Raw genomic sequence first — 19991 nt, 5'->3', positions numbered from 1 at the left:
ATCAGTTATCAGTTATCAGTTATCAGTTATCAGTTATCAGTTATCAGTTATCAGTTATCAGTTATCAGTTATCAGTTATCAGTTATCAGTTATCAGTTATCAGTTATCAGTTATCAGTAAACACTTAAAATGTTAAGAGCAACAAAAAGATGGACTTTACTTTTTTCGATCTAGATTGTCGGACGGAAAAAATGACATTTTGTTACAGGGTGAGGATGCTGATAACTTCTTAAATGAAGTCGATAATCTCAAGGAATTATGGGAGAATGGCAACCCTAATTATGAAGTTTTCCCTAGCTATGAGAAGCATTTAGAAGTTTTGATCGAACCTTATTTTTAGTCAGTAATCAGTAATCAGTTATCAGTTACAAGTAAACCATCAAGTAAAATGAAAATTTATCGACTGACTCGATGCCTTTGCACCAATCCCAATGCTCGTGCTTTTTCCGATCTATCAGCCCGGCAAGGATATTATATTCGTGCGGAAAATGAAGATGAGGCCTTGCGACAAATGGCCAAAGATTTTCCGAATGAATCTCAATTTACTTGCCATGAATGGCATGGCTAATTAATCTCAAACAATCAGGAGTAAAAAAAATGCCAGAATTCACCGGATCAATGACAATTACTATCGAGGTAACTATTAAAGCCAAAAATCGGAAGCAGGCCGAATCTTTTTTTCACGATACTTATCTTAACGGTTCGATTGAAACTTTTAACGCTTCGATTGAAACTAACGAACATTCGGATGTAGAAATATTAAGCGATAATACCGAATCGATTTTGATGGAGAATTATTGGAAAATAGAAGATTAGGTTGATTGGTCGTCAGTTATCAGTTTTGTGTTACAATCAACCTTAATCTCTGTTTAAATCAAGCTATGACGATAGGGACGGAATTAAGAAGTGAAAAAAATGTTGTTAAGAAGGATTAAGCCATTATGAGCCAAGTTATAAACCATTATGAGCCTTCTTAACAACTTAAACTTAATTTAATTGTTTTGAATCTTTTAAATTTAAATCACTTCATATTGCTTTGCACGCTGTAAGTGTCTCATTTATAAATACAGCAGATTCTAGGATTTCTCCCGCTTCTAGGTTATCCTCTGTTAATCTGTCAGAATATTTTGTAAATTCGCTTATTTTGACTTCTATAAACTTTAACCTATTTATTATATCATTTTCTGATTAATTTAAAATTGTCAAAAAGAAAATAGAAAAAACTAAAAAAAACAAGAAAATAGATAATTATGATCGGTGTTAAGCGATGATAAATTGCCATAATATCTACATTTATAAAATATTTAGAATAAAAATTAATCAAAATGATTGTATTGTAATAGATAAAAAGTATTAAAGTGGTCAATAAAGCACTTTTTACGCTTTGCCAATCAAGATTTATTTTGATTTTTCTTTCTCTTAGCCAAAGATGAAAATAGCAGAGTATTGCAAAATTTACGAATAAAGTTAAAATTAAAGAAAAAAGATAATATAGAATCCATTCTTTAAAAGGATCAAATATCTGCATTAAAGCTTGGCTTATGTAGTAAGCCACAAAAGCCATAAAATTAAGAACAATTAAGAGTAAACCAGAAGTGATCCAATATTTAGCTTTTAACATGGTGGTAAAGGACGATCAGGATGAGTAATAAGTCGCTGGTAGATTCGATTAAAAGATTCTCGATCTATCCAATGTCTATAGATTTCTGCATGAATGTTTGTACTATGTCCGAGCATTTTAGAAGACATGGTAATATCCATGCCGAAATCCAAAGATCGCCGCGCCCAACAATGCCGGAGATTGTAGGGGGTAAAGGGTATTTCTAGATTTTTAAATCCTTTGCTGATCAGATTGCCATAAACACTATTAGTATTCCCGGAGCAATCTGGCCGAGAAATATTGATCAATCCCCACTGATCAGCCCATTCAGGATAGAGCGGCCAGATATAGCGCTCATTTGTTTTCCCCCGATTTATATAAGCAATAGGGTAATCTTCAAAATCCAAAAAATAAGCCTCATGATTTCGCAATCCATAAGCGGCCATCACCCCATAAATCCATTGCCAAGCTTGATCAGTGATCAGCTCGAAGCTTTTGCCTATCAATTCATCAGAAGGTAAGGATCGCGGTGATACAGCCTTAAAAGCATAATCCCCGACTAAATCACGCAGGGTGTGATTTATGCCAGCAAGATCGGCAATTTTGGCATAAGCCAAGGCGTATCGCCGGCGTGATCGGCTGTTAGGTTCGGTAAATTCAATTAAAGTATCTTTTAGGCATTTTTCAGTTAAAAAATTATCTTTTGGAAGTAAAGATAAAGGTCGAAAATATTCATGATGCCAAGTTTCTAGAGTTGTTGGGTTTTCTTGACGCTCCGAAAAATATTGATTTTTTAGTCTTTCAATCCAAGAAGCGATCGTCTCTGATGATTGATTAGGCTCAATATATCGCGACCAATCAAAACGACCTTGAGCTAATAATCCCCCGACTATTTGGGCTTCGCTCTCAGCAAATTTCAACCCCTCAACATTAGCAAAAATCCTTAAAGAGATTCTTTGCTGATGCGGACCGCCCGCTTTTCCCGGTTTGGGGGGGAGGGTGGCTCGAAGGCAAAGCCGATCATTTCGGAGTTCGATCGCTACTCCAATTTTTGCGGTCTTAAGCCGATCATTTGCTTTAATGATCCAGTCTGTGAGTGTTGTCATTGCTTCTTAAAAAGCGGTAATTGCCCTCTGCTCACATTTCCTCGCCCGCCAACGTGTTTCTTCAAATGACAGGCACTACACAAAGCAATTAAATTGCTGGAGTGATTATTAGAAGGATCGCAATCTTGATGATGCACCGTCAACGTTCGTTTAGCCTTAGATGATCGATCAAGTGGTTCATCTGTACGCTTGCAATCAAGTCCACATTCTTGGCATTTCCAATCTGATGTCTCTTTAATTTTCAAAGCGATCGCGTTCCAGTTTTTTGGGTAGCGACTTCGATCCATTGGCATAAATCACCTTCTGGGGCTTATTAGTCCCCTGATTAATTTTAAAAATTACTTACAGTGCAAGCGATTTAATCACTTCTTTAAATTATAGGACTAAATTAGGATTAAAATCAATGATTTTTGTATATCTATAGATAATATATAGATAATATATAGATAATATATAGATAATATATAGATAATATAAACAAAGAAGCCTAAAAAGTTGCTTTGGTAAGTGCTTCGCTTTTGAATTTTATTAATTTTAAGAAATTGATTTAAGAGTAGCTTCAAATTGATTAAGAATTAATTGGCAATTTCGATGGATCAAAGTAGCATTAGGGGGAAAATTAAGATTTGTTTCATCCAGCCAGGTTGATTCGTAAGGAACCGACGAACTAATTCTTTCTACCGAAAAATAATCATCCGCATAGAAAATTCCCCATTTTCTTAATCCTTTAGGGCGTGCCTGATAATGGCAAATTGCAAAATCCTTAATCAAATTTGCCGATTTGATTATTGGATTAAAATCTAAAGTGATCAAACTATCTGGAATCACTTCGCCTAAATTGTCGATCCAGAACAATATAAAAATTCCCTCCGATGCTTTTCTAATAATTTGTTTATTCATGACGGTTGTTAAAATATTGAGGAAATTCTCTAGAGATTACACGATTCAAATGTTCAATATCTTTGCCTATTAAAGCGATAGCATCTTCTATGCGCTGTTTAGCGTGATTAATCTCTACTACATCTGCTTTTATCCCGTAAATGAATTTAGTTATTTTGTAACTAAGCGAAACTAACCAAAAAACAAAAGCACTAACCATAGAAATTATACCTAAAACGAAACCGCTTAATGCTATTGTATCATTAAAAGAGATTTTCATGTTTTACTTTATTTTAAAATTATCTGAATCTTTGCAATTTTATATTTTACGATCCTTTAACACTAAATTGAGTAACAAATTCAGAAAGTGAATCCCATGTAAGCCCTTGATTATTACTTTTATAAGAAAAATTTCCAATCAACCAACCAAATTGTCCCATCTGGTCTGTAGAATCGGTAAGTCGCCAAGAATATACACCTTCTCCGCTTGAAATTTTGGCGATTAACCAATAAGTAGTATTAGAAGTTAATGGTTGAGGAGTTGTAAGAGTAAAAAGGTAATTATCAATAATTCCAGTATTAAAAATTGGATTAACAAAATCAATTATTTGATTACCAACGCCTCCTGCATTGTCGCTATGAAGACTAAGAATCAAATTGTTAGATAAAGTGTCTGCTCGAAATCGAAGACTAATTGAATTAAGACTATAAACATTGTTATTACCAGTCACAAAAGTTGAAGCTACCCACTGATTTAAATTTATTGCTATTCCAAAATCCTTTGAGATTGTTACTGGAGGCAAGTTATCAACAAAAGTAATAATAGGAATATTGACAGGTGGATTAAGATGATTTCTAACATCAAAAGTCTGGGTTTTTTCACTTAACGCATACTGAATATTAAACTCAATAATTCTGCTATAAGTATCTATTACTTTTACTGGATTAAGCCCAGTTGTGGGATTGGTAGAATCTAAAGCATTGGTAGGCAAAGAAAATCGATTAAAATTCCCAAGCGATTTTCCAATTAAAGCAGAAAAAGGCTCGGTCGTGGTATTTTCGCGAATTGTAATTTTATCGAATAAATATCGAATCACAGCCGCAAACCATTGGCGGGAATCGCTATTAGGATTTTGAGAACTTGCGCCATAGAAATTAAGTTCACTGTGCGGAATTAAAATTCCCGCCGTTGAAATTGCTCCTTGATTTGATACCGATGCAGCACTGGGGAAAACATCAATAATTTTAAGCGCACCTAGCCCGACATTGGCTCCGATGATAGGAGTTGGTATAGAATAAAAGATTCTCGTACTGTAATCTACACTTTCGGCAATATTAATCGAAAAAATTTGATTAAAAACCCCTCCTGCTCCTCCTATTAAATTGCTTTTTTCAATACTTAATCCTAATGCCGTATTAACAAAGACACTTGATTCTAAAGTAATTAAAAATCCTGATAAAAATTTACAATCTTTAATAATGGCGGGTTGATAAATATTTAATTCCTCATCTTCAACTAATCCTGCAATATTATCGCGAGGAATAAAAACACCAGCACTAGAAGCGGTTCCGGGTTGATCATAATAATTAAAATTAAGCATAGTCTTTCCTTGGTTTGTTATTGAATTATAGATCCACGAATAACTGAATTAAAATAGCATTCTTTACCTACTAAAAAAATGCCTTCGACAGCGACTGTGGTTTTTGCTTTTAGGATTGATTCTTTTGGGAAAATTGTTAATGGCGGTTCCCATCCTATCCAAAGACTTTGATTATCTAATTGCTTTGCTTTCAAATTAAATGCAATTGCTTCGACAAAATTATTATTTGATCCTAACAAATTAATTAAAATTGTACTTTTAGCTAATTCGCTAGGAACTTCAATAAGTTTCATCCAAATAGACATCAGTTGAAAATTTACAGGTATTTCCCAGATTATTTCTTGATTGGCCAGTAAATTATTTGAATTAGCTAATTGATAAAAAGTTTCAATTCCTTGCGCGTGTTTGTGCAATCCATTTTCTTCAAAACCGCGCAAAGTAACTTGGCCGGCGGGAATAGTTGAAAGTTGAAAAGCCATTATATACCTCCTAATAACAAGGGAGTGAGAGCAGAAGTTCCGGTTAATAATGGAGGTTCAACCGTGAGAGAAGCTCCTAGAGTCAGAGGAGCGAGAGAAGCTCCTAATAAAGCAATAGCTGCATTTTGATTAATTTCATTGATAATTTGCGCTGTATCCGATATAGTTTCTCGTATTTGAAACTCCTTAATAGCATTATAAATTTTTTCTTGTGTGATTTCAGATTTGATGACATAAATTCTAAGATTAAAAGGAATGGTACTATGTAAATAGCAATAACAATCAATTTCAGCTTCTGAAATTTCACGCGGTAAATAAGCAATTGCGGAAGTATTGCCTAAAAGATTAAAATTACCATCTAAAAAAGTTACTGGCAGGACTTTTTCTTGATTCAATGATCCTATTAAAGGGAACGAACCAACTATAGATAATCCAAATTCTATAGATTCATCGCTAGGCAATCCCGGCGATTCAAAAATTAAAGATTGCCCTCTTTTAAAAGGATTGGATTTAACGACTTGATTGCTAGGTACATTTTTGTCAAAAATTACTATAGTTTCCACGGCTCTCCTCTGACATATTTTGAAGCACAAATAGGAAAATTAATTTTAATTATTTCTAGAGCGATATTTAAGCATTGTTCGTCAGTGTACAAAGGCTTTTCTTTTAAAATTGAATTAATTAAAAAATCAATTAAATCGCTGGTAATCTCGCTCATGGCTTTCTCCTGTGTACTTTAAAGTTTTAATTTCTGATAAATTGTACAGTTCATTAATTAATCCTTTGTGATTAGAATGCGAAGGTCTGTATGGGTTAAAAATAGTTCTATTTACTATTTTATTTAGAATTTCAAAACACGCTAATAGTTGACGCGGATCGAAACCTCTAGCAGCCAAAGCATTAGGATTATCCTGAGTAAATCTAGCTTCGTAAAGCGAAACTACAGGAGTGATAATTAAATCCGCGCTTTGAATGATCAAATCAACGCGAATTAATGTCTGTTTGCCAGATAAATCCATATCGTAAAGCAAAGCAACTCGCCTTACTTTACGATAACTAGCTGGTGGTTTCACTGACATTTATAGAAACCTCGCGAGATTCTTGATCTAACTCAAAATCCTTGACAATTATCCCCGCAGGTAAAAAATCTAAAATTTCTTCGGAAGAAATACTCGCCAACGTTTCTTCAACATGATTTAATTTAGTTTCGTCAATAACGATTAACGAAAATTTAATTACTCCTTCAATTAAACTAGCTTTCACGCTACAAATCTCCTAAGATAAAAGTCATCAGATATTAATTCACCCTCTAATCCTACGAAAAAGATTAAAGAATTAGCAAAAACATCCGTGAAAAATTGCTCATAATTGTTACTTCCAGGGGTAAAAGGTAGATCAACGCGAAGGTAATCAGTAGAGTTGTAAAATAATTTTGCATATCTGACTCTACCTAAAGGAAAATCGCACAAATTAAATCGCGGTGGCACACTTTCGACATGAGATTTATAAACTTGAGGCAAATAATCAGCATCAAAATTATCGTTTGTGGCTGATCGGATTCCATTGATCACGCTGTAAACTTCCAATCTAATAGACGGCAAGCTTAAGCCTAAATCACTTTGATAAATACCTCGATAAATCGTCATTAAGGTTCGTTAAAAAGTAAATGCACATTTTTAACGCTTTCTCCTCGATAACCCACACAATAAGCACAAGGAGCAATCCCATCAATTTGAGATTTAATCGTAGCTGCTGATTTATCCGAAACGATTGCATTTCTACTTACCCTTCGAGGCTTTGAAGCGGCGGTTTCGCCTGATTTTCGAGCTACTGCTTGAATAATATATTTTCGTGGAGAAATTCCAAGTGACCGGCCGCTGCATATTCCCCCGCCCTGTACCTCAACGTCACTTAAAGCTGATTTTTGACAAGCATTTAAAGCAGTAGGCGCTGTTTCGATTCGAGTGCTTAATCGTACATTTCCAGAAGCTTGAATATCGGGAGTGTAATCGAAAGATACTGATTCTTGTACTTTGGCCGAAGGGATATCAGTAAAAGGCGAAGTTCGGAAGGTCGCTCCGGCAAAAAAAGTTTGAGGCACTAAATTCCAACTTTCCCCTTCTAGATCGATACAGGCCGCATTATTTGATTTTAAAAGTAATACTGCTTCTTCGATATCAGCAGTTTCACGAGAGGCCAAAGGGAATCGATGAATATTGCCATTAGTAAAAGTGGCAATCAAAGCGCGAGGGACAAATAAACCGACAGCACCGCAATTCACCTCATCGGTTCTAGTAGCATACAATTGCTGAACGACGGCATTAGGAACATCATCTCCAAACTTAACATTTAAATTTGGATACTCAGTCCCAAAGTCGTCCGTATAAGTACCGATCATTCGATCCGATCTTACAAGAGCCATAAATCAATTCTCCTTATTGTGTTACAAAATTTAAATCAAGATTGTCTGATTGCGTGATGCTTTGTTGAAAAGTAATAGAATAAGTAATTTCAATTGATACTTTTCTATCTGGTAAAGCATTTATTCTGGGCGTGCTTGCTGATTTTTTAATTACTGCCGAAGGAATAGAAGCGGATCGGATAGCAATATCTTTGCTATAAATCAAATATCGAAAAAAAGCACTAAAAAATGATCGATTATCTTCAGCACTAATTTGATAGCCTTCTGGGTAAATATCCTCAAAAGGAATGATCAGATTATTGTATTTTCCTGATTTTCCGACGACATCTTCAAGTCTCAATCCGCCTATTCCAGTAGAGGGAAGGGGGAAATCCGACAGGGTATTTTTCAGCAGATCCCCTTGTTGAATGTGAGTTAAAACATAGGTAGTATTGATCCTATTTGGGTATGGGGTGGACTGAGAGGGCTTGCTAGGTTTTTCTAATCCCAAAATGCTGACAAAAGGAGTGACGCAAATTAGCTTTAACACCGCTAAAATAGCCTTTTGTCGATTTCTTAGAGTATCTTCCCACTCTGATTCTTTTAATCCATATTCTTTTAAAGAGATTAGGGGGATTAGTACAGAATTGGGATTATAGGATTGATTGGAATTACCCTGCAAAAAGATCATGGTTGCTTGCCTCTCGATACTTTTAGCTTAATAGCTTTTTCACGAAAGGGCAAACACTAGCCTATAGTGAGAACTATAGTTGTCACTATACACAGCCGAACTGCAAGTGATAATTTATCTGATCTGGGCAAAGTTCACAGATATATAGCCTACTTTTACAGGAAGTCACCGCGATCCACTTCCTTCGAGCGAAATACAAAACCTGATCGTAAGACACAAATCTAGAGACTTGATAATCCTTAATAGGTGTCCACACAGTCACGCCATCGAGATTATTAATATCGCGCTGGTGGGTTCGATGGGCAAAAATGGATTTTCGTTTTGTCTCAAAAGGATGAGCATATTTCCCCCCGTAAGAATGAAATCCGTGTCTGTTTCGTGATGTTTTAGCCATTTTTAGGTCTGTGCCATGAATGCACTTTTGTAAAGCTGCCTTCATTATAAAATCCGTAACAGACTTTTCTAAGAATTAACTTTTTACCTATGTTCACAATCGGAACAACGGCGTTAGTGACAAGAGGAAAGCGGGGATTTCCTTCATTTCTAGGTGTATCTTTGGTCAAGGTTCGCATTTGATTAAAAAATCTATTAGCTTCGGCAATATTTAAAAACCAACCTTTAATTAAAGGTTCTCCGTTGTTTTCTTCCGAAAAATAGCTGCCATATTGTTTTCCGATTATCTTATAAATTGGCTTAAAGTATTGTTCCCAATGATTACCCGCAACCCGCAAGGCATCTATAGGGTTTCGCAGTTGGCTAGTGGTTTGATAAACTGCAACGTTCGGATTCTCTTCTAATACCCAAGAGAATAACAAATAATGCCCTCTAGTGGTGAGGGGAAGGGACGGATCAGGAAGTAATACCATGCAATCTTGATCATCATCCGCAGGGCAAATTTTTCGCTGTAATAATGCTACCTGATCATTAATCAACTGCAAAGCTTTCATCGGATCATCAAGAGTAATTTCTTTTTCTCGATAACCTCTCTCTTTTTCTTGGGGCGTAGCGTCGGGGGGGCAATCCGGCCCATCTGGATCGGAGCAATCAATGCAAATAATATCGACAAAATCAAATTCTGAAGGCAAAGGAGGATCAGGGTCTCCGCCTCCGCCTCCGCAAATTTGCTTGATTTCCTCGCAACAGTTTAAGATAGTATTTGTATTGTTGTTAATAATTTCGCTTAAATTTAAAACTAAAGTCACATTTGCTGACATAGTATTGGTTGCATTCAAAACTAAGTTTAGATTAGTTTGAATATTTGCAAGCACATTATTAATATTTGCAATGTTTAAACTAATACTATCAATTTTCGACTGAATATTTGAAATAGAAAAAGCCAAAGAATTAATCGTCATGCTTATTTGAGAAACGCTTAAAATCAAATTAAGCACTCGCTGAGAAATAATCGACAAATCACTTTTTACTGATAGAATATTCTGATTAGCAGTGACGACCGTGGATTTTACATCAATAACATTTGTATTAACTATATCAATTTTAGGATTAATTTGAGTAGTCAGATTAAGATTTGCGCTAACATTATTATTTATTAAATTAAGAGTAGGCACAATTTGAGTTAAGCCGTTATCACAATCAAAGTCAAGTTTTAAAATTTCATTTAGTATTTCTTGAGATTTACTAATATTTTGAGTGTGATTATTACCAGCTTGTAAACTAATTGCCCGGCTTGTATTTTGAATTTCATCAATTATTCTTTGTATATTGCAAAGCATACTAACACTGGTAGAAATTGAGCATTTATCGACTCTTAATATTGCAGTCAACATACACGAAATAGGATTAAAAGCTAAAGATAATCCGCAACTGATTGGCTTAGAATCAGAGGAATCTCCTTTTTCTCCTTTTTCTCCTTTTCCCCCGGGTTTCCCGTCCCTTCCGTCTCTTCCGTCCCTTCCGTCTCTTCCGTTTCTTCCGTCTTTTCCGTCTTTTCCATTTTTTCCATCTTTTCCTTTATCTCCTTTGTCGCCTTTGCTTCCTTTATCTCCTTTATCTCCTTTGTCGCCTTTGCTTCCTTTATCTCCTTTATCTCCTTTGTCGCCTTTGCTTCCTTTATCTCCTTTATCTCCTTTGTCGCCTTTGCTTCCTTTATCTCCTTTATCTCCTTTATCTCCTTTAAGACCGTCTCTCCCGGGTTGACCTGGATCTCCTTTTGGTCCTTTAAAAACACAATTAGTCATGATTTATCAGATATAAAATATAAATTTTTGGCAGAGTATAATCAATTCATTTTTTGCTGATTTTCCCGTAAAAATTAAATAATTGATCATCAATAAAAAAATAAAATTAGCCGCAAATACAATCATAAACATTACACCCCGGTTTATATTTGATCATTTTTTTGACACAACCAAAAGCATTTACACAAGCGATCCGATTTCCCAATAATACTTTAACGGTAGTTCCCGGGGGGCATTGCTCACACTTTTCTTCGCATTTTTGATCAAAGCGAATTCGAGGCGGCGGACAATTGGGATTATCCGAGCACTCTTTAAAAACTTCTATAGGAATAGGGAAAGGATAAGATTCAAGCAAAACTGTAACACAATTTCCGCTATATTCAGTTTTTAAAGTTTGAAAAAAACTAATATTGATTTTTCTAACTAATCTCTCATTTTCAGCCTTAAAATAGCATCTTTCAGGTACTACGATCACCTCTGGGCAAGTTTCGCGGGTGATTGATAGAATTTCTTGATTAAAGATATTGAATACTTTAAAAGTGCATTCATTTCTAGGGGGGATTTCTTGCCCATCAGAAAGCCGAACGACGCGAGTGATTTGAAAACTTCCTGCGCTTATTGGTTGTGCACCGAAAACTCTAAATTCATAAAATTCATTTGGTGCTTTCTCGCAATACTGAGATTTTGGATTACTATTCCAAATACCAATCGTACAAATTTTTTCTCCCGCGCACCCAGAATATGGGGGATATTCTGCCCACATTCCAGTGTGGTCACTTCCCGCAAAATTACCGTTAGGGCGATTGCCATTTTGATCATTTGCTCTAAAAGCATTTCCAGCGATATTTATTCTATCTCCTTCCGGAGTATATAGAAAGGCATCAAAGCTCACGGGAAGCATTGTAAATCCACCACTTACCAGAAACCATCCTAAAATTTGCTCCCCCGGAGAATCAAAACACCAAGAGTTCGCTCGGCAGAAAACTTGATAAATAACCAAAGGAAGTTCAGTCCAATCATTTTCTTCTTCTAATAAAGAATATTCTTCTCCCGCTATTTCTTTCCAAGCTTCCCCCGGATACCTGTATCGAATTTTTTTTAGCTCCCAAACGGGTGCATTAGAATAAATACAAATTGTTCCTTTTAAATCCAATCCTGTAGGCGGCAACAAATCAGGCGGCTGATAGATGGGCGCGGTTTGAGTCGGGGGCAGCCGATTTGAACCCGGCGGCCGATAGGGAAGGGGCGACGGAGGCCGCAAAGGGGAGAGAGTCGGCTTGATTAAGGGGGCAGCATACGGCATTAGAGATTAGTTGCGGGAGGGCGTGCGGGAGAGGGATCAGGCGCGTAAATGGTGGTAGTGATTTGATAAGCCACTAAATCCACGCCCGATTCAAAACTTCCATTATCTAATCCTTTCCCATTTACTTGAGTCACAAATCGGCGGCCTGCTGTAATTTTCCCCCCTGTCTGAGGATTAGTATCTGCCAGAGATTTATCGACCAGCGCATAATTGATCGCCGCTATCCAATCCTCTAAATTGTCAGGAGTTGCAGCCTCCGAATTAATAGCCTGATTTACATCTTCCCAATCAACTACTAAATACCGTTTAGTGGGAGATAGTGTGATTGCACTCCCTAAACCCGCTTGAGTATTGGATCCTAAAAAACTCGGTGATACACCCATATTATTAGCCCTCAAATAATTGATCAATTTTTTCTAGATCAAACCTGTAAGTCGGTCTATTTTTATCGAAAGAAATATTTCGATAATGCACACCAGCCTGAAATACTCCGGAGCGAACCCATTTTAGCACCTTATATTTAGATACACCTAAATTTTCGGCGATTTCTCTTGTTGTTCTCCAATCAACTCTCGCATTATCACGAGAATTGGGAATCACTTCTACAGGATTTTCAGTCCCCATCAACTCGAATACATCATCAAGAGATTTTTTTTCCATTTAAGTTTTCCTCTATTTTAATCAATAAATCTGCAGCATCGATCAAGTCCGATCGGGATAATCCCTCTAAATCCCCCCCCCCATATCGGGTAATCAAAAAATCTGATCGTTTTCCCTTATCCCATTCCAATCGATCAAAGATCGAGCCAATCTCGCGAATGAGCCCAGCCTCGTAGGATTCCTCGGCTTCCTCTACAAAATCAGGATCAGGAATTTTGCCGTTGTTTTGAGATTGAAAAAAGTTTGCTTTTTTGCCGTTGTCAAGCGTTGTCACCGTTGTAATCCGCTCTGGGACTGGGTTCTGGGTGACAACGCTACCGTTGTTGCTTCCGTTGTCACCGTTGTCACCGTTGTCAGGCTCATCTATTACTTGAGAGGGAAATTTTTCGGGAGATTGCCACACCCGGCGAGCCTTCCCATCATATTCTGATTCCCGACGACTCCCCAATGGCGTGCATCCTAGAGAAATCAAGCAATCCCGCACCCGATTGCGACTCCTAATATCTATTTTATCAATAGTGAAACCTAAGCACTCAAGCAATACTCGCTCGATTGAAAAACGTTGAATTTCTCGATCAATAAGCCAATTTTCAATGGCAGACAACCAAATATCACTATCGCGAAACTGCTCATTTACTTTTTTGTGAATTTCGTACTCCTCACGGCTTAAATAGCGGCTCTCTCCGGCCCGATAAGCGGCCACGGCTGCGGCCCATATCTGATCCCTTTCGGCCCGAAGCTGCTCCGTCGGCACGAGCCACCCTTTGGCCAAAGGAATCACCCAAAATCTCCGATCTCCGGTAGCATCTTTCAGGAAAGCCGACGGATTGATCGAGCCGGCCATCACTGACATCCGAGGATGTTCAATTGATTCTCGGCCGTACTGCCTTACAAAGTTGTCACTTTGTCTGGTCAGGAAGGCTTTGATTGCGTTAAAATCTTGCTTTCCGGTGATCTTATCGAATTCCGGCCATTCTTGAATCCAGCCCTGATGCAAGGTCATTAGGGCTTTTGCAGATTCTAGATTAGATCCGAATGAATCGTCGAACCATTTCCCACCCAAAACCTTAAAAAACTGGGATTTTCCGGCCCACTGTTCACCCTGTAGAATGAGCGCGTTGTCAAACTGACAACCCGGTTGAAAAATCCTCGCCACGGCTCCGATCAGCCACTTTTTTACCAATAAATCATAGAAAGAATCATCAGTACCAAAGTATCGCCGCGAGAGATCATCTATACTTATCGGGGAAAGATTGCCCAATCCCTCTAAATATCGCCGTACTGGATGGTAGGCATTTTGTTTGGCCTTGTAAAGAAAGCCATTGATGATCATTTTTTCGCTTGCGATCACATTGTATTCATGAAGTAATCGAAATTGCAGCTCACCAGATAGCTCTATAGGCTTACCGTCCCACTCGATCCGTTCGGTCAGGAGATTGTATTCTAGATTTTTGATCTGAGTATCGAGAAATTTAGCAAATTGATCCAATTTTTGACAATGGTAAGGTTGCCCGTGATTTTCTAAGTATTCAGCTATCTCTAGCCGATTTTCGATTAATTCAGAAAATTCTCCCGGGCCATTGAAAGCGATAAAATCATCAATGCCCTTACCATCCTCGAATTCCCAATTGAGGACGGAAACCGTCGCCCCATAGTCTTGAAGCTGCTCGGCCAGCTTTTTCAAGGCCGCGGTGACATTATTTTTAACATTCCATCGCTTGTCTTGATCAAAAGCGATGATGAACTCCCTTCCGGGCCGAATTAGCTTATAGATTTCCGGCTTAAGGAGATTATCATCGGCAAAATTGTAAATTCCTGATAGGGCTATGGAAACATAGCCGGCACTCAATAAAGCCCCGGCTTTTTTCGCCCCCTCGGTAATCACTATGGGGATAGGATTCTCTAGCACCCACTCCCAAAATTTCTGATCTTTCGGGCATTCGGGGAATTTTTCTAGGGCTTTCGCCTCTACCTTCAAAGCAAAAATCCCGGCGCGACAATTGGGGGGAGCCTCATATTTTAAAGCCTTGCCTCGATTAAGTTTTGGGCGATCGGGCTTGAAACATCCCCATTGGGAATCCTCAAGGGTGATCAGATCGATGCCATTACACCACCATCCACCGTGATCGAGGTGATCGTATCGCTTAAGCCATTTTTCCCGGAGCCGGCCTGAGTTAGTCCGCTCGGATTTATCTAAGCCGTAAAGCAGGCGCTCATAGGCATTATCACCACTGCATGAGATCACATTAGAGGAAATTATTTCGGGCGATACCCCAGAATTAATCCATTCGTTCAAATGCCGATCATCAGGAAGTTTTTCGAGAAGAGATTGCGGATATAAAGTATTCATGGTATTATAAAGAGGTGAATGTGAATGAAAGACGGATGAAAGCCCTTGCCCCATAATCTGCAAGGGCTTTCTGCTGCTCTAGTGTTTGTGGGAATGATTTAGCCAAGTGCGGCCATGCCGCGCTACATATTCTTGATGTTGTTGTTTGACGCGCTGTAAATTTTCTAAAGAGCGACGACGCTCCTGCATTGCGGCAAGACCGCGCCGAAAATTGTACTCTTTTTCTTCTTTTTCGATTTGTTTGTCGATTTTCGATTTAGACATTTTTACCTCTAAAAAGGGATTGCATTCAGTTCTTCATCGGATAATTCTATTGGATTAAAATCACTTAGAGAAAAAGAAGGAGGGGGAGGCCGCATTCTAGCTCTAGCACGCTCCATTTGATACTCAAATTCGTACAAATGGCTATCAAGAAAATCAAAGAATCCATTCAAAAAGCAAAAATGGATCAATGCTTGATGAGAAGGAAAAAAGAAGTCTTGTCCGTTCCACACCCCGCCTAGGCCAATCGCGCAAAGCTTTGGCCAAAAGCTTCCATCGCACGAAAATAAAAATAAATGATCGAAGCTTTCTATAGTTATTAGTAATCCCCCGATCCTAAATTCTAAAATTTTTCCTTTCATATTTTCCTTTCATACGCTTGAATATTTCTCGTCATCTGGAAAATAATCATCACTGGAATCACAGCTAATAAATCCTTCGACTACTTTCTCGCTGGCAAAATTTTTAAAGTGAAAATCTTCGAGCCATTCCTGAAAAAGCTTGTCAAAGTCGCTGCCCGGCTCAACTGTCAGAAACCAACATTTTTGATCGTTCATTGATTTATCCTTTCATGGCGAAAAAAAGGCGGAAATCCGCCCAACACATATACGTAGGAGAAAATCGCGAACCCCATAAGCATTAACAAGCCATAGCTATTACCCTCTTTTAACTTTCATTAACTTCGATTAGAATTGATTTAATCCCCCTCGGACTACCATCCACAGGAGATTAAAGAATTAGGCGATCGCGTTCTTGGTCAGGGAATAGTCGCCTAGTTTTCATGTCCCCAATGTGTAACCATTGGTTACAGATATTATATAATGGAAGCGTTATCAAAAGTCAAGCTAGATTCCGAAAAAAATATTTTGAAGCAGATTCGACAAGCACTAGGATTAACTCAAGAGGAATTCGCAAGGGCGATCAAAGCCAATCGAGTTTCGGTGGCCCGATGGGAAACCTCGCGGAGTCCTTCCCTTACCATTGCTCAGATCAAGGCTCTAGAGCGAGAAATGGCTAAAATTGGGCTTGGTTTTGCCGATTTACCCGATGATTTAAATTAATTAAGTTTTTCCTGTCCTTCTTGGCGATCCGTTTGCGGGTCGCTTTTTTTGGTGGCGTTGGAGCAGCGTTGTCAGTAGCGTTGTCAGTAGCGTTGTCGGTAGCGTTGTCGGTAGCGTTGTCGCTTTGAATCCTTTACTGCATAAGGCTTTCAATCTATTTTTTTTTTTTTATTATAAGAAAAGGGATTACACCGTTGTAAGCCACACCCCTTATACAGTGCGGCTTACAACGGCGACAACGGTAAACAACGCTGCTTTTAAAACCTTTTTCACGACTTGCCATTTTCCAGCAAATTTTCTATCGAGGCGAATGCGATTGCCGTTCCCGGGGAGCCGTTCCCGGGGAGCTTCCGTTTTTTCAATTTATCCATGGTGAGGGCTAACGCCCGCTGTGCTTTGTATCGATAGGCTAGATCGAGATCGTCCACCCACACTTGGCCGGACCAGAATTGGATCGGCCCTCCCTCTGAATCAGCGAGAAAGATTACTAATTCGCCGTTGTTAGGCGTTGCCGGTTGTTTTGTTAGGGTGGTAAGTATTTCTATCTCAGCCTCAAGCTTTTCGATTCGCTCCCCAAGAGATTCGTAGCGAATCCCAAATCGATTATCTTGATCACGCTTATCGGCCTCAAGCTTTTCGATTCGCTCCTCTAATTCAGCGATCGTTTGGCTGCGATATTCCTCTATATCAGGGTAGAGATCGGCTTCTATGCCGATCTCTATTGCTTTGATGCGATCGTCAAGTCGTCTCAAGTGCCATTCTGTTGATGTTAGGTCTGTGTCTAGTGTCGGTTCGGGTTCGGGTTCCTCCAAATCGATATTGCGTGAAGTATTGCTCCTTACCAATATCGACGACAAGACTCGTTTAGCCGTTAAATTGAGTGATTCGCCGGGATTGCTGAGTCTTTGTAATATCTCAAGTTGTTGCGCGGTCAATGAAAATTGTACGGTCGCCATAATTAAAGGATTGTATGGATAGTATGGTATAGTATAGCATAAGATAGATAATATGCAATAATATATTTATATTATCTTGTGGCAAGAACCGCGCCTATGGCTGCATACAATCCATGTAATTGTGAGGACATTTCTGGCATTTTCTGTTTGCCCCAAATTTGATAATTAATGATGGAAACTTCCCCCGATATGTGCTTTATTGATAATTTAGAAGGATTTTCATCATCTTCGTTAAATTCTGGGATGCTGATAGTACAATTCTCAAATTTATTTAAAAATGCCTTGAAGATTTTTGAGTTAGGTTTTTTATTAAAATTTTCTTTGAGCGATACAGTTTTTTGTTTAATAGGCAATGGTTGAGATTGTTCTAAATTTTCGATTTTTCTTTCTAGCTTGAGAATTTGAAAAATAGTATCGCGTATTCTGCGACTGCCATAATTTGAGATACCTTTAGCCGTATTCCATCTAAGAAATAATCTCAATTTTGCATTTAATTGAGATAGCTTTTTTTTGAGAGTAGATAGCTTCATCGATTTACTCCTAATGAGTTTAGAATTCGGTTGATAACTGATAACTGATGTTTATAGATCATCAAATTCAAGCAAAGACTCGCTATGAGAATCTAACAATAAACATTCTCTTTCAAAAAATACCAATGGGGCATGGAACCACGAATAAAACTCGTGAAATAGTCCATAACTGTTATTTTTTGTATCCCGAAAATCACTCATACCTAGGCGACATTTAAATCCTTGCTTTTTGTGGTACTCGTAAGCTTTTTCGAAAGCTTTTTCTTTAGTTCTATGTCGTGAGATTAACTTTCCATCCCAATAAAACTCGATCATTGTTTTACTCCTAATTACTTGATAATCGCTGATAATTGATAACTGATAACTGATAACTGATTAAAACTGTTGAATGATTACGCCGGTACTAAACTTAATCACAGTAGTCTGATCCTCAAGATAGGCAATGGCCGCCGACTCTATTTCTTCATCATCATCTTCATTTTTTGGGGGTGTAAAGCCGTAATCTTGGGCGGCTTCGAGCGCGCTAGAGTATTCTGAATACTCACAGCGAAAAGAGACTCTATCAAATTCGATGGCCTTATCAAGGCTATCCTCTAAGTCTTCTAGATATTTGGCTAAAGCTTCAGCGCCGTCCCAGGACCAGCCGGCATTGTCATCGCTTATAAGTAAGCTAATAGCTTCTGTGAGACTTAAATTTATATACATTTTTCTACTCCTAGTCTTGATTTTTGCTGATAACTGAATACTTGATCATTAGACTGGTATCTGGTATTTAATTGTTAGTCCTGTGAAACATTCAAAAGTTTTTTTATCCAAAGGACTAAAGACAACAAAACCCCAACCAGTAACAGACTCTCTGATTCCTATACCTACGCCCGGATAAGCATTTAGTAGGTCTTTAGCTTGATTGATTGCAAGCTCTAAAGAACTGCATATTGAAATATTTGTCATGAATGTACTCCTTTCTGTCTATACCTATAATATAATATCTTATATTGTATCTGTCAATGGGCTATATATTATAATATATTATATAACCATATAAGATATTGTAATATATAGCCTATTGACATACCCAGAATAATAGAATATATTATATGTATAGGGCTAAGATATAAAGTATATTATCTAGTTCATCCGTACCACGACAACCCAATAGGATATCATCATGAACCCATTAGCACGCGATCCAATCATTCAGGGTTTCTTATCTGTATTCAATCCTCAAGTGATTGATGGGATTTTCTACTTTTTCAATGAACTGGATAAGTATGAGGCTAAACAGCGCTATGACGATAATCGCCGGCGATTTCTTGAACAAGCCTTACGGCTTTATGAGCAAGGGGATATGACGAAAGATCAACTTAAAGCAGTGGTCGATCTTTTGCCAGAAAAAATTATAGATGTACAAGCTACCCCTATTCCTACCCCGGCTGCTTCCAAATCAGAGATCGATTTAGAATCGCTTCTAAATAAGATCATGAATCAATAAAGTAGTTTAGCCGGCTAATATTAGCCGGCATTAGGAGAAATCTTATGAGGTTTTTAATTGCAGTTCAGGATCATGAAGGCCGTTGGCACAAAAAAGGTTTTGTGAACTTTAATCGTCGGTGTATTCCAGATTCTCGCCTAAAAGATTTTTTTCCCCCAAATACTAGAGGGTATGAGAATCTTTTAAAATCTTGCCGGTTTTTGGCGAAAGATAAAGCCGCTAAATCGGTAGACTGGAAGCATCGATCTCTGATGATTCGTACTCACAAAATTTAATTTAAGTGTGATTGTTATCAGTTATCAGTCATCAGTTATCAGTTATCAGTTATCAGTTATCAGTTATCAGTTATCAGTTATCAGTTATCAGTTATCAGTTATCAGTTATCAGTTATCAGTTATCAGTTATCAGTTATCAGTTATCAGT

Annotated in this window: 31 protein-coding genes; 5 read left to right on the top strand and 26 right to left on the bottom strand. The window is 37.9% G+C overall.

Going from position 1 to position 19991, the window contains the following annotated elements; all coding sequences use genetic code 11:
- Positions 1–199: 199 nt before the first annotated feature.
- The 3 genes from IM475_RS01290 to IM475_RS01280 are packed head-to-tail and all read left to right on the top strand — an operon-like array spanning position 200 to position 816.
- Positions 200–340, top strand: coding sequence for a hypothetical protein (locus tag IM475_RS01290; RefSeq protein ID WP_287726445.1), 141 nt, complete (start codon positions 200–202; stop codon positions 338–340).
- Between the two features lie 48 nt (positions 341–388).
- The gene (locus IM475_RS01285; RefSeq protein ID WP_287726444.1) at positions 389–568 is read left to right on the top strand and encodes a hypothetical protein; all 180 of its coding nucleotides are present in this window, start codon (positions 389–391) and stop codon (positions 566–568) included.
- Between the two features lie 29 nt (positions 569–597).
- Positions 598–816, top strand: coding sequence for a hypothetical protein (locus IM475_RS01280; RefSeq protein WP_287726443.1), 219 nt, complete (start codon positions 598–600; stop codon positions 814–816).
- Between the two features lie 361 nt (positions 817–1177).
- Here IM475_RS01280 and IM475_RS01275 read toward each other — a convergent pair whose 3' ends face one another.
- The 21 genes from IM475_RS01275 to IM475_RS01175 form a co-directional block, all read right to left on the bottom strand.
- The gene (locus IM475_RS01275) at positions 1178–1621 is read right to left on the bottom strand and encodes a hypothetical protein (RefSeq protein ID WP_287726442.1); all 444 of its coding nucleotides are present in this window, start codon (positions 1619–1621) and stop codon (positions 1178–1180) included.
- Complete coding sequence (locus IM475_RS01270; protein ID WP_287726441.1) at positions 1615–2706, bottom strand: site-specific integrase; 1092 nt, start codon at positions 2704–2706, stop codon at positions 1615–1617. The genes IM475_RS01275 and IM475_RS01270 overlap by 7 nt, the downstream gene beginning before the upstream one ends.
- Positions 2707–3240: 534 nt before the next feature.
- The gene (locus IM475_RS01265) at positions 3241–3606 is read right to left on the bottom strand and encodes a hypothetical protein (protein ID WP_287726440.1); all 366 of its coding nucleotides are present in this window, start codon (positions 3604–3606) and stop codon (positions 3241–3243) included.
- Positions 3599–3865 (bottom strand): hypothetical protein, encoded by a 267-nt coding sequence (locus IM475_RS01260; protein WP_287726439.1) that lies wholly within the window; start codon positions 3863–3865, stop codon positions 3599–3601. The genes IM475_RS01265 and IM475_RS01260 overlap by 8 nt, the downstream gene beginning before the upstream one ends.
- A 46-nt stretch (positions 3866–3911) precedes the next feature.
- Positions 3912–5186 (bottom strand): choice-of-anchor R domain-containing protein, encoded by a 1275-nt coding sequence (locus tag IM475_RS01255; protein ID WP_287726438.1) that lies wholly within the window; start codon positions 5184–5186, stop codon positions 3912–3914.
- A 17-nt stretch (positions 5187–5203) separates the two neighbouring features.
- Positions 5204–5665 carry a hypothetical protein gene (locus IM475_RS01250; RefSeq protein ID WP_287726437.1) on the bottom strand — a complete coding sequence of 154 codons (462 nt, stop codon included), beginning with the start codon at positions 5663–5665 and terminating at the stop codon, positions 5204–5206.
- The gene (locus tag IM475_RS01245) at positions 5665–6228 is read right to left on the bottom strand and encodes a hypothetical protein (protein ID WP_287726436.1); all 564 of its coding nucleotides are present in this window, start codon (positions 6226–6228) and stop codon (positions 5665–5667) included. Before IM475_RS01245 ends, IM475_RS01250 begins: the two co-directional genes overlap by 1 nt.
- Positions 6216–6383, bottom strand: a complete 168-nt coding sequence (locus IM475_RS01240) for a hypothetical protein (protein ID WP_287726435.1) — start codon at positions 6381–6383, stop codon at positions 6216–6218. Before IM475_RS01240 ends, IM475_RS01245 begins: the two co-directional genes overlap by 13 nt.
- Positions 6355–6744: a hypothetical protein gene (locus IM475_RS01235; RefSeq protein WP_287726434.1), complete on the bottom strand. Its 390-nt coding sequence runs from the start codon at positions 6742–6744 to the stop codon at positions 6355–6357. The genes IM475_RS01240 and IM475_RS01235 overlap by 29 nt, the downstream gene beginning before the upstream one ends.
- Positions 6722–6928, bottom strand: a complete 207-nt coding sequence (locus IM475_RS01230) for a hypothetical protein (protein WP_287726433.1) — start codon at positions 6926–6928, stop codon at positions 6722–6724. Before IM475_RS01230 ends, IM475_RS01235 begins: the two co-directional genes overlap by 23 nt.
- Positions 6925–7311 (bottom strand): hypothetical protein, encoded by a 387-nt coding sequence (locus tag IM475_RS01225; RefSeq protein ID WP_287726432.1) that lies wholly within the window; start codon positions 7309–7311, stop codon positions 6925–6927. The genes IM475_RS01230 and IM475_RS01225 overlap by 4 nt, the downstream gene beginning before the upstream one ends.
- Positions 7311–8087: a hypothetical protein gene (locus IM475_RS01220; RefSeq protein WP_287726431.1), complete on the bottom strand. Its 777-nt coding sequence runs from the start codon at positions 8085–8087 to the stop codon at positions 7311–7313. The genes IM475_RS01225 and IM475_RS01220 overlap by 1 nt, the downstream gene beginning before the upstream one ends.
- 13 nt (positions 8088–8100) lie before the next feature.
- Complete coding sequence (locus IM475_RS01215) at positions 8101–8757, bottom strand: hypothetical protein (RefSeq protein WP_287726429.1); 657 nt, start codon at positions 8755–8757, stop codon at positions 8101–8103.
- 386 nt (positions 8758–9143) lie between these two features.
- Positions 9144–10955 (bottom strand): methyl-accepting chemotaxis protein, encoded by a 1812-nt coding sequence (locus IM475_RS01210; protein WP_287726427.1) that lies wholly within the window; start codon positions 10953–10955, stop codon positions 9144–9146.
- A 106-nt stretch (positions 10956–11061) separates the two neighbouring features.
- A complete protein-coding gene (locus IM475_RS01205) occupies positions 11062–12108 on the bottom strand; it encodes a hypothetical protein (protein ID WP_287726426.1) in 1047 nt (348 codons plus the stop codon).
- 149 nt (positions 12109–12257) lie between these two features.
- Positions 12258–12641, bottom strand: coding sequence for a hypothetical protein (locus IM475_RS01200; protein WP_287726424.1), 384 nt, complete (start codon positions 12639–12641; stop codon positions 12258–12260).
- Positions 12642–12645: 4 nt separating this feature from the next.
- Complete coding sequence (locus IM475_RS01195) at positions 12646–12918, bottom strand: helix-turn-helix domain-containing protein (protein ID WP_287726422.1); 273 nt, start codon at positions 12916–12918, stop codon at positions 12646–12648.
- Positions 12899–15268 (bottom strand): VapE domain-containing protein, encoded by a 2370-nt coding sequence (locus tag IM475_RS01190; protein WP_287726421.1) that lies wholly within the window; start codon positions 15266–15268, stop codon positions 12899–12901. Before IM475_RS01190 ends, IM475_RS01195 begins: the two co-directional genes overlap by 20 nt.
- Before the next feature lie 78 nt (positions 15269–15346).
- Positions 15347–15532, bottom strand: coding sequence for a hypothetical protein (locus tag IM475_RS01185; protein ID WP_287726419.1), 186 nt, complete (start codon positions 15530–15532; stop codon positions 15347–15349).
- 8 nt (positions 15533–15540) lie between these two features.
- Positions 15541–15891, bottom strand: a complete 351-nt coding sequence (locus IM475_RS01180) for a hypothetical protein (RefSeq protein WP_287726418.1) — start codon at positions 15889–15891, stop codon at positions 15541–15543.
- Positions 15892–15900: 9 nt separating this feature from the next.
- Complete coding sequence (locus IM475_RS01175) at positions 15901–16086, bottom strand: hypothetical protein (protein WP_287726416.1); 186 nt, start codon at positions 16084–16086, stop codon at positions 15901–15903.
- Positions 16087–16350: 264 nt separating this feature from the next.
- Here IM475_RS01175 and IM475_RS01170 point away from each other — a divergent pair, with 264 nt between their 5' ends.
- Complete coding sequence (locus tag IM475_RS01170; protein WP_287726415.1) at positions 16351–16590, top strand: helix-turn-helix transcriptional regulator; 240 nt, start codon at positions 16351–16353, stop codon at positions 16588–16590.
- Between the two features lie 269 nt (positions 16591–16859).
- Here IM475_RS01170 and IM475_RS01165 read toward each other — a convergent pair whose 3' ends face one another.
- The 5 genes from IM475_RS01165 to IM475_RS01145 all read right to left on the bottom strand — a co-directional run bounded on the left by IM475_RS01165 (position 16860) and on the right by IM475_RS01145 (position 19027).
- Positions 16860–17546: a hypothetical protein gene (locus IM475_RS01165; RefSeq protein ID WP_287726413.1), complete on the bottom strand. Its 687-nt coding sequence runs from the start codon at positions 17544–17546 to the stop codon at positions 16860–16862.
- Between the two features lie 71 nt (positions 17547–17617).
- Positions 17618–18076 carry a hypothetical protein gene (locus IM475_RS01160; RefSeq protein WP_287726411.1) on the bottom strand — a complete coding sequence of 153 codons (459 nt, stop codon included), beginning with the start codon at positions 18074–18076 and terminating at the stop codon, positions 17618–17620.
- Between the two features lie 51 nt (positions 18077–18127).
- Positions 18128–18391, bottom strand: coding sequence for a hypothetical protein (locus IM475_RS01155; protein WP_287726410.1), 264 nt, complete (start codon positions 18389–18391; stop codon positions 18128–18130).
- A 60-nt stretch (positions 18392–18451) separates the two neighbouring features.
- A complete protein-coding gene (locus tag IM475_RS01150) occupies positions 18452–18781 on the bottom strand; it encodes a hypothetical protein (RefSeq protein WP_287726408.1) in 330 nt (109 codons plus the stop codon).
- A 48-nt stretch (positions 18782–18829) separates the two neighbouring features.
- Entirely contained in the window at positions 18830–19027 is a 198-nt protein-coding gene (locus tag IM475_RS01145) for a hypothetical protein (RefSeq protein WP_287726406.1), read from the bottom strand.
- 217 nt (positions 19028–19244) lie between these two features.
- Here IM475_RS01145 and IM475_RS01140 point away from each other — a divergent pair, with 217 nt between their 5' ends.
- Positions 19245–19568, top strand: coding sequence for a hypothetical protein (locus IM475_RS01140; RefSeq protein ID WP_287726404.1), 324 nt, complete (start codon positions 19245–19247; stop codon positions 19566–19568).
- The last annotated feature ends 423 nt before the right edge of the window (positions 19569–19991 follow it).

Origin of the sequence: Microcystis sp. M061S2, from assembly GCF_020245605.1 — a bacterium.
Taxonomy (GTDB): Bacteria; Cyanobacteriota; Cyanobacteriia; order Cyanobacteriales; family Microcystaceae; genus Microcystis.
Note: the sequence above shows the minus strand (reverse complement) of the source record. Positions and strands in the feature narration are given on the sequence as shown.